Below are 12,755 nucleotides of genomic sequence, written 5' to 3' on the forward strand. Positions count from 1 at the left end.
CCACCCGACACGGATCCACCACCCGGGATGTCCCCGCCCACGGTGAGCACCAGCCCGACCCCGACCGAAGGGCCACCGTCCGGCGAAACCGGTGAAGTACGGGTGACCGGCACGGTCGAAGCCGGTGTGGAACCCGGCTGCCTGCTGCTCGAGACCGGCACCACCCGCTACCTGCTGATCGGCGGCGACCGAAGCCAGCTCCAACCACAGCGACGCATGACCATCACCGGAAGCACCCACCCGGGCGCACCCACCACCTGCATGGAAGGCGTTCCCCTCACCGTCGAGGAAATCAGTCCAGCGGCGTGATCGGCGCAAGCGATTGGCTACGCCTGCCGAGATTCGCCGTCGCTGGCCCGGAAACCGTGTCGTTGCACGGGGCCCGGTGCGACTGTCCGATTCAGACACCGAGATTCGGCGCGTTCCTGGTTGTTCGGTCGGGGCGAACCTGAGCTATGGGCGGGCGTTGCTGGTGCTTTCGGTGAACGCGCCGCCGGCGATCCAGCCGCCGCGGCAGACCGGGCCCAGTGACCACGGCACGCCGAAGCTTTCCGCCTGGTCCGGCGGCGTGACCTCCAAGCGGACCGCTTCCGGCTGGCACGGCCCGTCCGCCGGCTCGCCTTTGCCGGGGCGCGCCGACCAGCGCAGTTCCCGGACCGCCGCCTCGCCGGGGTCGAGCACCACCTCGGTGGCCGCCGGGTGCGGCTGGCGCCAGGCGTCCGTCGGCACGGTCCTGGCGTCGGCGCCGAGCAGGCGCAGGTCGCCGTATCCGTTGAGCGCGCAAGGGGAATCACCGCGGTTGGTCACTTCGAGCGTGGCGCGGCGGTGGCCGACTTCGGGGGAGCCGGGCCGGAGCCGCCCGGACAGCTGCGAGGCCGGGCAAGCTGGCAGGCCGCTCGCCGTCACCGTTGTCGTGCGCGGGGGTGTCTCCGTGGTTTCCGGTGGCACCAGGGGTTTTGTGCCGCAACCACTGACTACGAACGCGCACGCCCCTGCCGAGGCGAGGACACGCATCCCGCGCATGAACGCCCTTTCCGGTGAACTCCTCCGTGCGCGACGGTAGCAGCGGGAAACGGCCGGATCCGGGGTGAAACCTTGCGCTCTCCTGACAATCCGGCGCGCCCACCGGAGCAGGCGGCCGATCGTCAGCCAGTCGTCAGTTCGAATTGGGCGAGCGGCGGTGACGATGGTGGGGTGGAGGAACTGGTGAGCAAGGTGGTTCGCGAACTCGCGACGGAGTTCGGCGGCACGGTGCCGCCGTCCGGGGTGGTCAGCACGGTGGTCGCGGCCAAACGGGATCTCGACGGCCAGATCGTGCCGGAGGCGATGGAGGAGATGCTGCACCGGCTGGCGCGTTTCCGGCTGGCCCGCTGGGACAACCGGCGAAGCCGGGCATGAGCGACGGGATCGCGGTGCCGTGTGATAATCGGCCGCCGGAGGTGGACGATGATCCTGGCGCGGGCTGGCTCATGACCGCGGTGCTGCTGGTCGAGGACGACGAGCACATCCGCGAAGCGCTCGGGCTTTCCTTGGCCGACCACGGTTTCGACGTGGTGGAGGCGGTTTCGGGGGAGCAGGCGCTGTCGGTGGTCGAGTCCACGCCGGTCGACGTGGTGCTGCTGGACCTGATGCTGCCGGGGATCGACGGCATGACGGTGTGCCGGTCCCTGCGGTCCCGCGGTGACCTGCCGATCATCATGGTCACCGCCCGCACCGACACCCGCGACGTGATCGACGGCCTGGAGGCGGGCGCGGACGACTACGTGACCAAACCGCTGATCGCGGGGGAGTTGGCGGCCCGCATCCGCGCCTTGCTGCGGCGCCGGGGTCCCGGCCGCACGGAACTGGTGGCCGGCGCGCTGAAAATCCACCCGGGAACCGGCGAGGTCGTCCGTGACGGGGAGCCGCTGCACCTGACCAGGACCGAGTTCCGCCTGCTGTCCGAACTCGCCGCCGCCGGCGGGGACGTGGTGACCAGGGAGCAGCTGCTCCAGCGGGTCTGGGGGTACGACTACTTCGGCGACACGCGCCTGCTCGACGTGCACATCCGCCGGTTGCGCCGCAAGGTGGAGCTGGATCCGGACGAGCCCGCGCTGGTGCTCACCGTACGCGGCGTCGGCTACCGGGTGCACCAGGACGCCGGATGAGCAAGCGCTGGTCACTGCGTTGGCGGGTGACCGCGGCACTGGGCGCCGGTTCGCTGCTGATCGTCAGCGTGCTCGCGGTGACCACCTGGAACCTGGCCACCAACTACCTGCTCGACCAGCGCGAGCAGGCCGCGGTGCGGCAGGCGCAGCTCAACGTCCGGCTGGTCGACGCGGCCATCCGCGACCGATCTCCTGGTCTGGACGAGTTGCTCACCGGCCTGACCACCGGCCCGGACTCGTCGATCCTGGTCTACCAGCCGGGCCGGTGGCTGACCAGCGGCAGGCAGGTGCCGCCGCAGACGCTGCCCGCCGAACTGCTCGATCTCGGCCGCGCGGGGGAACCGGCCCGCCAGCGCCTGGCCGTCGGCGGCGTCCCGGTGCTCGCGGTGGTGCTGCCGGTGGTGTCCGAGGGCGGCTTCTACGTCGAGCTGTTCCCGCTGGTCGAGCTGGACCGCACGATGCGGTTCCTGAGCGTGGTGCTGACCGCCGCGACGGTCGCGGGCGGCCTGCTCGGCGGCGGGCTGGGCTGGTGGGCCAGCCGTCGCGCGCTGCGCCCGCTGACCACGCTGACCAGCGCGGCGTCCCGGATCGCCGCCGGGGACCACAGCGCCCGCCTGCCCGCGCAGACCGATCCCGATCTGGCGCCGCTGGCCGCGACCTTCAACGCCACCGCGCAAGCGCTGGAGCACCGGGTCCAGCAGGACGCGCGGTTCGCCGGGGACGTCAGCCACGAGCTGCGGTCACCGCTGACCACCATGGCCAACGCGGCCGAGGTGCTCGACCGCCGCCGTGACGCCCTGCCCGCACCGGCTCGCCGCGCGCTGGACCTGCTCGTCGCGGAGATCCGCCGGTTCCAGCGCATGGTGGTCGACCTGCTGGAGATCTCCCGTGCCCGCCAGGAATCCGACGAGCAGGCCTGGGAACTGGTGGACCTCGGCGACGTGGTCCGCCGGGTGCTCGAGCACCGGAACCAGCCGGACGTGCTGGACGCGCCGGGGCCCGCGCTGGTGCTGGCCGATCGGCGGCGGCTGGACCGGGTGGTCGGCAACTTGCTGGACAACGCCGACCGCTACGCCGGCGGAGTGGTGCGCATCGCGGTCACCGCACACGACGGGAAGGTCCGGATGGAGGTCGACGACCAGGGCCCCGGCGTGCCGGACGAGCTGCGGTCGCGGATCTTCGAGCGGTTCACCCGCGGGCAGGCGCGGGGGCGCGGTGACGAAACCGGCAGCGGGCTCGGGCTGGCCATCGTGGCCGACCACATCGCGCGGCACGGCGGCACCGCCGAGGTGGCGGACCGGCCCGGCGGCGGCGCGCGGTTTGTCGTCGAACTCCCGGAGGCGGAATGAGGAAGCTGGTGCTCGGTGGACTGGCCGTGCTGGTGCTGGCGTGCGCCGGTTGCGGAGTCAGCACGCAGGACCGTCCGGAGAAGCTGCCCAGCCTCACCCGGATGCCGGATCCCACGCCGTCGGTCACCCAGGTGCCCGAGCACGAGCCGGCGCCCGGATCGTCAGGCAGTCGTCAGGTTCCGCCGCCGGTTTCCACGACAGGATGAGGTGGTGAAGCGCTCCGCGACCCACCACCCCGCAGCCAGGACGACCGATCTGCTGGGCGAGGCGTGGACCACGCTGATCGTCACCGAGCTGCTCGCCGGGCAGCGCTGCCTCGACGACCTCGCCGAGCTGCTGCCGATGGTGTCCAAGTCGAGCCTCGGCCACCGGATGCGCCGGTTGCACGCGGTGGGCCTGGTCGAAGCCAGCGCCGACCGGCACGGCCGGTTCCACTACCGGCTCACCGCGGCCGGGCGTGACCTCGAACCGGTGCTGGCGCAGCTGTCCAGCTGGGGTTCGCGGTGGCTGCCGCCGCCACGGGCCGGTGATCTCGATCCGCGGCTGCTGCTGGCCGACCTGTGCCGGACCATCGGCGGACCACACGAACCCGGCGCCATCGAGGTCGGGTTCTCGGACGTGACCGGCCCGCGGCAGTGGTGGGTGGTGCTGGGCGCGCGGGCCCGCGCCCAGCGGACCGCCCCGGACCTGCCGGTGCTGGTGCGGGTCGAGTGCACGATCACCGCGCTGGCCAGCGTGTGGCTCGGCCACAGCCGGTGCCTCGACGAACTGCGGGCACGCACCCTGCGCTTCACCGGTGACCGGGCCGCGGTGCGCAGGCTGGCCGGCTGGCTCAGCGCCGGTGCGCCCGCGAAGTCCCTGGCGGCGATCGGCAGCGCGTGAGGGCCGCTGGTCAGGTTGATCCGGAAGAACGGGCGCGGCGATGACGGCGGTACCGGTGGACGACGTCGTCGCGTTGCGCCTGATCTGCGACGGGTGCGGGGCGGCCGGGCCACGGGCGGTGCCGGGTACCGCACACCACGAGGCGTGGTTGCTGCTGTGGGGCCAGGCCCGGCAGGACGGCTGGCGCGGGCACGACCGCGCCATCGGCCCGCACTACTGCCCGCGCTGCGCGAACTGACCGGTGCCGGATGCCCGAGCCCCTCGGCGCGACCATGGCCGAGCCGGGAAACGGTGCTGGATCGGTACGGCTGCCGTAGAGGCAGGTCGCGGGTCGTTTTCTTCTCGTCGGCGGTCGAGGTCGGTTCTGGCAGGGCCTTCGGGACGATCACGCGGTCGGTGTGATGCGCATGCAGGCGGCCAGCGCGGCGGCGTTGTCCGCGGCCAGCGATCGGGCGAGCAGCACCAGTTCGGCGACACGTGGATCGGTCACGGTGTAGTAGGCGAAGCGGCCTTCACGGCGGACCTGCACGTAGCCGCAGTCCGACAGGCACCCGAGGTGGGTGGAGACGCGGCCCTGGGACAGGCCGATGTGGGCGACGCACTCGGTGACGGTGTGTTCGTCGTGCAGCAGGAATTCGAGCAGCCGCAGCCGTGCGGGGTCGCCGAGCGCGCGGAAGAACTTGGCCACCATCTCCACCCCGTTCGGTTCGGTGGGCAGCAGCGCGGCGGTCGGGCCGGGACCTGCGGTCATGTCTTCACCGTTCTCACGTCGCACGATGTATGCGGATAAGCGGATACGAGGCTACCATCAGACATATCCGTTAGAGCAAATACGTAGCGCGAGGCGACGGTAGGAGGGCTGCGGATGCGGTACGACCTGGCCGTGATCGGTTCCGGTGGCGGGGCGTTCGCGGCGGCGATCGCGGCGCGCGCGAAGGGCCGTTCGGTGGTGATGATCGAACGCGGCACGGTGGGTGGCACCTGCGTGAACACCGGATGCGTGCCGTCGAAGGCGCTGCTGGCCGCGGCCGGGGCGCGCCACGTCAGCCTGGACGACCGGTTCCCCGGCATCACCACCTCCCAGGTCGGCGTCGACTTCCCGGCCCTGATCGGCGGCAAGCGGGAGCTGGTGGAGTCTCTGCGGGCGGGGAAGTACACCGACCTGGCAGCTGACTACGGCTGGGAACTCCTGGCTGGTACTGCCCGCTTCAACGCGACCGGCTCGGAGCCGGTGCTGGACGTCGATCTCGTCGGCGGCGGGACCGCGACCGTGGAGGCCGGGCACTACCTGATCGCCACCGGATCAGCGCCGTGGGCGCCGCCGATCGACGGACTCGCGCAAGCGGGCTACCTGACGTCGGCCACCGCGATGGAGCTCGGCACGGTGCCGCGGTCGATGATCGTGCTCGGGGGCAACGCCGTCGGCCTGGAACAAGCCCAGCTGTGGCGCCGGCTCGGCGTCGAGGTCACGGTGGTCGAGGCGTTGTCGCGGCTGGCGCCGTTCGAGGAGCCGGAGGTCAGCGGGGGCATCGAGCAGGTGTTCACCGACGAGGGCATGAAGGTGATCACCGGGGCGAGGGTCGCGCGGGTGGACCGCGACGCGACCGGCCGCCACGTCACGCTCAGCGGGGCGAGCGGGCAGCCGACCACGGTGACCGCCGAGCACCTGCTGGTGGCCACCGGCCGCCGCCCGGCCACCGATGGCTTGAACCTCGACGCGGTCGGGGTGGAAACCGGTGCCCGCGGCGAGGTCGTTGTCGACGAGCACCTGCGCACCGCCAATCCGCGGATCTGGGCGGCTGGGGATGTCACCGGTGGTCCGCAATTCGTCTACGTCGCGGGCGCACACGGCACCCTGGTCGCCGACAACGCCTTCGAGGGCGCACAGCGCACGCTGGACTACCGCCACCTGCCGCGGGTGGTGTTCACCAGCCCGCAGATCGCGGCGGCCGGGCTCACCGAAACGCAGGCCGCCGAGCAGGGTTACGCCACCGACAGCAGGGTGCTGCCGCTGGAGCACGTGCCACGGGCGCTGGTCAACCGGGACACCCGCGGCCTGATCAAACTCGTCGCCGACCGCCACACCGGGCGATTGCTGGGCGCGCACGTGCTCGCCGGCGGCGCCGGTGACGTGATCGGGACCGCCGTCTACGCGCTGGCGAACCAGATGACCGTGACGCAGATGGCCGAGCTGTGGTCGCCGTACCTGACGATGGCCGAAGGGCTCAAGCTCGCCGCGCAGTCGTTCACCCGCGACGTAGCCAAGCTGTCCTGCTGCGCCTCCTGACCCCGCGGAGCGATGCCATGACGAGCAACGGGCTGATGACGGTCGGGGAGCTGTCCCGGCGCACCGGTGTGCCGATCAAGACGCTGCGCCAGTACACGGACTGGGGCCTGATCTACACCGTCGGCCGCAGCGCCACGAACTACCGCCTGTTCGACACCGACGCCCTGTGGTGCGTCAACGCGATCCGCCGGTTGCGGGAGCTCGGGCTGACCGTGGCCGAAATCCGCGAACTCGCCGGCACGGACGCACCGTTCGGCCCCCGCCTGGCCGACCTGCTGCACCAGTCCCGCGCACGCGTGACCCGGCGGATCGCCGAACTGCGGCAGACCCTGCACCGCCTCGACGAATTCGAAGCCACCCACCACACCGAACTCGCCGGCGAAAACGCGCACAGTCCCGCCACCGGCGATCCCCGGTGGGTCACCAGCCTTGACCCTCACCCCGGGGGGAGACCCTACCGTCGCGGACATGCGCAAAACCCAAGCCACCCAACCGTTCCCGGACCCGGTGACCGAGAAGCCGGACCTGACGCCGAACAAGACCCGTGCTGCCGCCGCGCTCACCCCGGTGGCGCGGGCGGTGCACCGGTGGATCCTGACCGCGTTCGCCGACACGGGCCGGGCACCACGGCGAGCCGACCTGGAGCGAGCGGCCGAGGAGTGCGGCGCCGATGCGACGCTGGCTGCTGTCCGTCCGTGGATCGCACCTGCCACCACATCAACTCCTTCACCGCCGCCGCCGAGTTTCGGAACTCTGCTGAAGGGGACTGCCTGACATGACCACCACCGACACCGCGACCGAGCACACCGTCGAGGACTTCCGCGAACGCGGGTTCACCCACGTACCAGGCTTGCTCACCGCCGACGAGGTGGCGCGCTTCAGCACCGCGGCGGAGGAAGCCCTCGCGGCGCGGAGCCACACCGATGAGGAATTCGGCACCCGCATCGTGGCCACCACCGACGCCTGGGAACACCACCCCACCCTGCGCGAGCTGGCCCTGCACCCCCGCCTCGGCACGCTGGCCGAGCGGCTCGCCGGGATGCCGCTGCGCGTGTGGGGCGGCGAGGTCCTGCGCAAAGACCCCGGACGCAGTGCCCCCACCGGCTGGCACGACGACCTGACTTTCGCGCTGCTGGACTCACGCCTGGTCTTCAACGCCTGGATCGCCTTGGTCGACGTGCCAGCCGAACGCGGCTGCCTGACCTTCCTGCCCGGCTCGCACCGCCGTGGCGGACCACAGCGGGTGGCGTTGGCCGAGCACACCGCGGACCCGGACAACTACCTGTTCACCCACTGGCCCGAGCTGCGCTGGAATCCACGGGTCGCCGTGCCGGTACGGGCCGGCGACGTGACGTTCCACCACGCCCGCACCGCCCACTACGCGGGCGCCAACACCACCGACCAAGCACGACTGTCCTTTTTGGTCACCTTCACCGACGCCGCCGCCACCTACCGGCCACTGCCCGGCCGCGACCCGCTCGACCTGCGGCCAGGACAACCACTTCCGGACCACCGCTACCCCAGAACTCCCAGGGCACCCGGCGCTACCACCTGAAGCTGGGATTCGACACGATCGCCGAGAAATTGAACGAAGCTCTGGAGAAGTACCCGCCGCCGGAACCGCCGAACAAGGCACGGGCCCGGCATGCGTGGTCGAAGCCCAGTGTCGCGTCGATGTTGAGCAACCGCGGGGTCTGGCCGGGTTGCCGATCCGCGAGGTTGCGGGCGGCTGGGGCAACCAGATGTGGCGGCTCGGGGCCGATGCCGGTGCGGTCCGGCGAGCCGTCCGAGCGCTTCCCCAAGCACTGGACGGTGATGACCTGGGTTCCCGGCGAGCCGCTGGACCACGCCTCGATCACCCGGGCGCCGGTCGCCACCGACCGCGGTGCTCATCCCCGGGAGTGCGCGGACGGCTTCGAGAGCTTCTTCCAAGCCGTTGTTCCCGGCGACCTCGCTACCGGCGTCCGGGCCGCCTGGGACGACGCGGTCGCGGCGGAGGCGTGGCACGGCTCGCGGTGTGGGTACACGGCGACCTGCACCCGGCGAACGTGGTCGTCGCGGACGGAACGCCTCGGGCATCGTCGATTTTGGTGACCTGTGCACCGGCCATCCGGCGTGCCTGCGGGCTGGCCGCGCTGAAGAGCCTGTTCCTGCTGCTCATGGGCAGACCGGGGATCGGGGGCTGCCCGGCGGCAAGCCGCACTGGGGACCGCTGGGCCGGGCGGCGCTCGACCGGTGCTGAACGGCCGGTGACGCGCGAACCCGCGCTTTATTCGCTGGTGCGCGCGTCGAGGGCCACCGCGGTCGCGGCCGTGGTCAGGACCGCCGCGGCGAGCCACAGCGCGCCTGCCGCGCCGAGCGGGCCCGCCACCAGGCCCGCAGCGGCGGGCACGGTGACCTGGCCGAGCCGGTTCGCCCACAGCCGCAGGGCCAGCGCCGCGTTGCGCCCGTGCTGGGGCACGGCCTGCACGACCACGGTCATGGTCAGCGGCTGCCCCAGCCCCAGCAGGAACCCGCCGACGACCAGCGCCACCGCCATGACGGGCACGTTCGCCGCGGGCAGCGCGACCACGGCCAGTGCCACCGCGGATCCGGCGGCGCTGGTGACGATCAGCGTGTGCCGCCGCCAGCGCCGGGCGAGCCTGCCGAGGCCGAGCCTGGACACGATGGACGCCGCCGAGCGCAGCGCCAGGAGCCCGCCGACGACCAGCGGCGCGACGCCCCGGTCCTCCGCGATCAGCGGGAGGTACGCGGTGAGCAGGTCGACCGCGCCGAGCAGCGCGAGGCTGACAAACAGGCCGGGCACCATGCCGCGGCTGCGCAGCATGGACAGCACACCCGGCGCGGCCGCCCGCACCGGGCGCACCCCCGTGGCACGGCGTCGCATCAGGACGATCCCGGCCGGAAGGGCGCACGCGGCGAGCACGCTCGCGACCACGGCGGCCAGCCCGGTGCGCCCGAGCGCGGCCCCGGTCCCGGTGCCGAGCAGCCCACCGGCGATCAGCGGGCCGAACATCTGCCCGGCCGACACCGCGGCGGTGAACCAGCCGAAGTAGCGGTCGAGGCCGGTGTCGGGCACGGCCGAGGCGATGTAGCCCTGGGCGCCGACCATAAAAACGATGTGGCCGAAGCCGAGGCAGGCCGCCGAGGCGGCAACCCACGGCACCGCCGGTGACCAGGCGAGCGCGAGCGGGCCCAGCACCAGCAGGGCGGTGCCGAGCACGAGCACGGGCGCGGTGCGGCCGGTCCGGTCCACCAGGCGGCCCAGCGGCAGGGCCACGAGCAGCGAGAGGACCGCGTAGGAAGCGGTGACCAGGCCGATGGCGAGCCCGCCGCCGTCGAGCGCGAGGGTGCGGTAGGACAGCAGCGGGCGGGCCAGGTTCAGGGCGGTCTGGCTGAGGATGGTGCCCACGAGCAGGGCGGCCACGCCCGCGCCGCCGGTCCGGGGTGTCGTGGTTCTGCCCGTGGTCAGCGGACGGCGGGCAGCACAACGATGCCGTCGTCGTCGCTGTGCAGCGTGGCGCCCGGGGTGAAGGTGGCGTTGCCGAACTCGAGCACCACATCGCGCTCGCCCGCTCCGGTTTTGGCGCTCTTGCGCGGGTTCGAGCCGAGCGCCTTCACGCCGAGGTCCAGTTCCCGCAGGGCGGCGACGTCCCGCACGGCGCCGTGGATCACCACGCCGGACCATCCATTGTGGACCGCGATGCCCGCGATGACGTCGCCCAGCAGGGCGCGGTGCACGGAACCGCCACCGTCCGCGACCAGCACGCGTCCGTCGCCCGGCTCGGAGAGCACGGTTTTCAGCAGCGCGTTGTCCTCGCGGCAGCGAACCGTCACGATCGGGCCGGAGAACACGCCGCGGCCGCCGAACTGCCGGAACTGGGTGTCACACGACTCGAGCGCGTCGCCGTGCTCGTCGTAGAGGTCGGCGGTGAGCGGCTGGCTGGGCAGGGACATCGTTCTCCTCGAAAACTCGAAAACTCGGGAACTGGGGCGGGAATCAGATTTCGCGGGGCGTGGCGGTGGGGCGCATGCCGAGCCGGGAGGCGGCCTTGGCGCCGAGGCTGGTGTCGATGTGCCGCAGCATCAGCGCGGCGGCGGTGTCGCTGTCACCGGCCACGATGGCGTCGACCAGGCCGAGGTGCTCGGCGTGCTTCTGGTCGCGTTCGGCCTGGCTCCGCTCGACCTGCAGCCCGACGCGGCGGTAGCGGTCCGCCTTGTCCCACAGGCTGTCGAGCGTCTGGATCAGCAGCTCGTTGTGCGAGGCGGAGTAGAGGGCGACGTGGAAGCGGCGATGCGCGATCAGGTCGTCGTAGCCGGGGTTCGACCGCAGCGGCTCGACACCTCGCATGGCTTCACGGATGTTGCGGATGTCGTCGCGGGTGCGGCGTTCGGCGGCGAGGCCGACCGCGAGCGGGTCGAGTGAGCGCCGCAGTTCGAGCAGGTCGCGTGCCTCCTCGCCGGACAGCTCGCTCACCTTCGCGTCCTTGTGCGCGCCGAGTTCGACAAAGCCCTCGGACTTGAGGCGGCGCAGCGCTTCCCGCAGCGGGGTGGTGCTGATGCCGATGGTCTTGGCCAGCATCGCCTGGTTGAGCACCGCTCCGGGGGCGAACTCGCCGGAGAGGATCTTCTCGCGCATCGTCTGGTAGGCGTAGTCGCTTTTGGTCACGTACGGCTCGGCCGGTTCGGTCATGACACCCCTCTCGCTGCTTATAACGTACCCGACCCGGACAAGCCGACCGTCCGCAGGTTCCTCACGGCAGCCTTCCTGAAGCGCAGATATAACCGATAAATCAGCTATGACCAGCAATTTAGCCGGGAAATGCTGGTCTGGGGCTTGACGGATGCAGGTTATAACCTTCAGAGTCTGCCGCGACAGCAGTGCCGCTATCGCCAGAAGAGGTGCCGGATGACTACAGCGTCGAGAGAGATCGGAGGCCGTGCCGCCCGGGCGACACGGCTGCTGACCGCGGTGGGAGCTGCGATGGCGACCCTGACCGCCTGCGGTGGCGGGGGAGCCGCGGTGGAACAGGCTGCGGAGAACCCGATCGCCGTCGAGCAGGTCCCGGACTACTACCCGGCCGAGTACGCGCAGCTCATCGCTGGTTCGAAGGCCGAGGGCGGCACGCTGACCATCTACTCGAACACCGACCAGGAGAACTGGGCCCCGGTGTTCCGCGACTTCCAGAAGAAGTACCCCTGGGTGGCCGACATCCAGGCGAACAACCTGGATTCCGACGAGGTGTTCCAGCGGGTGCTGTCCGAGCAGGCCACCGGCGGCTCGCCTGCGGACATCCTGGTCTCCAACGCCGCGCAGGCGTGGGCCGAGTACGCCCAGCAGCCGGAGCGCCTGCTCGCTTACCAGTCACCCGAGCTGTCCAAGCTGACCGACTTCGCGCAGGTGCTGCCGAACGTCTACACCATGGCCACCGATCCGATGACCATCGCCTACAACACCTCGCTGCTGGAGCGCGCGCCGGAGAGCCTGGCCGATCTCGCCGCGATGGCCCGTCAGGACCCGGCGAAGTTCCAGGACAAGATCACCACGCGGGACGTCAACGGCGCCTTCGGGTTCACCGTGTCCAGCGCGTTCACCCAGGCCGCCCCGGACTCCTGGGCCGATCTGGAGACGCTGCTGCCGATGGCCCGGCCGGAAACGTCGTCCGGCACGCAGACCGAGAAGATCCTGGCGGGGGAGTACGTGGCCGGGTTCTTCATCTCGGGCGCCCCGGCGTACCCGGTGGTGGACAACAGCGGCGGGCTGTTCCAGGTGGCCTTTCCCAAGGACGGCACGGTGGTGCTGCCGCGCGGCATCGGGATCACCCCGAAGGCTCCGCACGCGAACACCGCGAAGCTGTTCCTGGACTTCGTGCTCTCCCAGGAAGGACAGCGCGCGGTGGCCGAGGGCGGCCTGACCGCCTACCGCCCCGACGTCACCGCCGCGCCGGGGCTGCGCACGCACCAGGAGGTGGTCGACGCCGTCGGCGCCGAGAACGTGATCGTCGCCGAGTACCAGCTGACGCCCGAGGACCAGGTCAAGGCGTTCGTCGGCCGCTGGGACGGGCTGCTGGCCCGCTGAACGACGATCGG

At 71.6% G+C, this 12,755-nt stretch carries 17 protein-coding genes; 11 read left to right on the forward strand and 6 right to left on the reverse strand.

All coding sequences use genetic code 11. The annotated features are described in order from the left end of the window. Positions 1 to 102 precede the first annotated feature (102 nt). Complete coding sequence (locus A4R43_RS43705; protein WP_236808716.1) at positions 103 to 309, forward strand: hypothetical protein; 207 nt, start codon at positions 103 to 105, stop codon at positions 307 to 309. 144 nt (positions 310 to 453) lie between these two features. On the opposite strand, the gene A4R43_RS01980 is transcribed toward A4R43_RS43705, so the two are convergent. Then, positions 454 to 948, reverse strand: a complete 495-nt coding sequence (locus A4R43_RS01980; protein ID WP_162788270.1) for a DUF4232 domain-containing protein — start codon at positions 946 to 948, stop codon at positions 454 to 456. A 258-nt stretch (positions 949 to 1,206) separates the two neighbouring features. On the opposite strand from A4R43_RS01980, the gene A4R43_RS01985 reads away from it, so the two are divergent. The 6 genes from A4R43_RS01985 (at position 1,207) to A4R43_RS02005 (ending at position 4,616) form a co-directional block, all read left to right on the forward strand. Next, on the forward strand, positions 1,207 to 1,398 hold the full coding sequence (locus tag A4R43_RS01985; RefSeq protein WP_236808718.1) for a hypothetical protein: 192 nt from the start codon (positions 1,207 to 1,209) through the stop codon (positions 1,396 to 1,398). A 71-nt stretch (positions 1,399 to 1,469) separates the two neighbouring features. Next, a complete protein-coding gene (locus A4R43_RS01990; RefSeq protein WP_162788800.1) occupies positions 1,470 to 2,147 on the forward strand; it encodes a response regulator transcription factor in 678 nt (225 codons plus the stop codon). Next, positions 2,144 to 3,496: a sensor histidine kinase gene (locus A4R43_RS01995; protein WP_113690699.1), complete on the forward strand. Its 1,353-nt coding sequence runs from the start codon at positions 2,144 to 2,146 to the stop codon at positions 3,494 to 3,496. Before A4R43_RS01990 ends, A4R43_RS01995 begins: the two co-directional genes overlap by 4 nt. Next, entirely contained in the window at positions 3,493 to 3,702 is a 210-nt protein-coding gene (locus tag A4R43_RS42515; RefSeq protein WP_162788271.1) for a hypothetical protein, read from the forward strand. Before A4R43_RS01995 ends, A4R43_RS42515 begins: the two co-directional genes overlap by 4 nt. 4 nt (positions 3,703 to 3,706) lie before the next feature. Continuing rightward, complete coding sequence (locus tag A4R43_RS02000; protein ID WP_162788272.1) at positions 3,707 to 4,378, forward strand: winged helix-turn-helix transcriptional regulator; 672 nt, start codon at positions 3,707 to 3,709, stop codon at positions 4,376 to 4,378. Between the two features lie 40 nt (positions 4,379 to 4,418). Then, the gene (locus tag A4R43_RS02005) at positions 4,419 to 4,616 is read left to right on the forward strand and encodes a hypothetical protein (RefSeq protein WP_113690701.1); all 198 of its coding nucleotides are present in this window, start codon (positions 4,419 to 4,421) and stop codon (positions 4,614 to 4,616) included. A 147-nt stretch (positions 4,617 to 4,763) separates the two neighbouring features. On the opposite strand, the gene A4R43_RS02010 is transcribed toward A4R43_RS02005, so the two are convergent. Continuing rightward, the gene (locus A4R43_RS02010) at positions 4,764 to 5,129 is read right to left on the reverse strand and encodes an ArsR/SmtB family transcription factor (RefSeq protein WP_113690702.1); all 366 of its coding nucleotides are present in this window, start codon (positions 5,127 to 5,129) and stop codon (positions 4,764 to 4,766) included. A gap of 114 nt (positions 5,130 to 5,243) precedes the next feature. On the opposite strand from A4R43_RS02010, the gene merA reads away from it, so the two are divergent. From merA to A4R43_RS02025, 3 genes are read left to right on the forward strand one after another with little or no spacing between them, the layout of a single operon-like run. Beyond that, the gene (gene merA / locus A4R43_RS02015; RefSeq protein ID WP_113690703.1) at positions 5,244 to 6,665 is read left to right on the forward strand and encodes a mercury(II) reductase; all 1,422 of its coding nucleotides are present in this window, start codon (positions 5,244 to 5,246) and stop codon (positions 6,663 to 6,665) included. A 17-nt stretch (positions 6,666 to 6,682) separates the two neighbouring features. Further along, positions 6,683 to 7,444 carry a MerR family transcriptional regulator gene (locus tag A4R43_RS02020; protein ID WP_236808720.1) on the forward strand — a complete coding sequence of 254 codons (762 nt, stop codon included), beginning with the start codon at positions 6,683 to 6,685 and terminating at the stop codon, positions 7,442 to 7,444. Further along, a complete protein-coding gene (locus tag A4R43_RS02025; RefSeq protein WP_113690704.1) occupies positions 7,441 to 8,220 on the forward strand; it encodes a phytanoyl-CoA dioxygenase family protein in 780 nt (259 codons plus the stop codon). Before A4R43_RS02020 ends, A4R43_RS02025 begins: the two co-directional genes overlap by 4 nt. Here the strand turns inward: A4R43_RS02025 and A4R43_RS02030 are convergent. The 4 genes from A4R43_RS02030 to A4R43_RS02050 all read right to left on the reverse strand — a co-directional run bounded on the left by A4R43_RS02030 (position 8,210) and on the right by A4R43_RS02050 (position 11,358). Further along, the gene (locus A4R43_RS02030; protein ID WP_162788236.1) at positions 8,210 to 8,542 is read right to left on the reverse strand and encodes a hypothetical protein; all 333 of its coding nucleotides are present in this window, start codon (positions 8,540 to 8,542) and stop codon (positions 8,210 to 8,212) included. The two genes, A4R43_RS02025 and A4R43_RS02030, sit on opposite strands and share 11 nt — an antisense overlap. A 392-nt stretch (positions 8,543 to 8,934) precedes the next feature. Then, positions 8,935 to 10,092, reverse strand: coding sequence for an MFS transporter (locus A4R43_RS02040; protein WP_205215210.1), 1,158 nt, complete (start codon positions 10,090 to 10,092; stop codon positions 8,935 to 8,937). Positions 10,093 to 10,133: 41 nt separating this feature from the next. Continuing rightward, positions 10,134 to 10,622: a ribonuclease E activity regulator RraA gene (gene rraA / locus A4R43_RS02045; protein WP_113690706.1), complete on the reverse strand. Its 489-nt coding sequence runs from the start codon at positions 10,620 to 10,622 to the stop codon at positions 10,134 to 10,136. Between the two features lie 43 nt (positions 10,623 to 10,665). Continuing rightward, entirely contained in the window at positions 10,666 to 11,358 is a 693-nt protein-coding gene (locus tag A4R43_RS02050; protein WP_113690707.1) for a GntR family transcriptional regulator, read from the reverse strand. A 291-nt stretch (positions 11,359 to 11,649) separates the two neighbouring features. Here A4R43_RS02050 and A4R43_RS02055 point away from each other — a divergent pair, with 291 nt between their 5' ends. Then, a complete protein-coding gene (locus A4R43_RS02055; RefSeq protein WP_205215211.1) occupies positions 11,650 to 12,744 on the forward strand; it encodes an ABC transporter substrate-binding protein in 1,095 nt (364 codons plus the stop codon). Positions 12,745 to 12,755 lie beyond the last annotated feature (11 nt).

Source organism: Amycolatopsis albispora (genome assembly GCF_003312875.1).
GTDB classification, from domain to species: Bacteria; Actinomycetota; Actinomycetes; order Mycobacteriales; family Pseudonocardiaceae; genus Amycolatopsis; species Amycolatopsis albispora.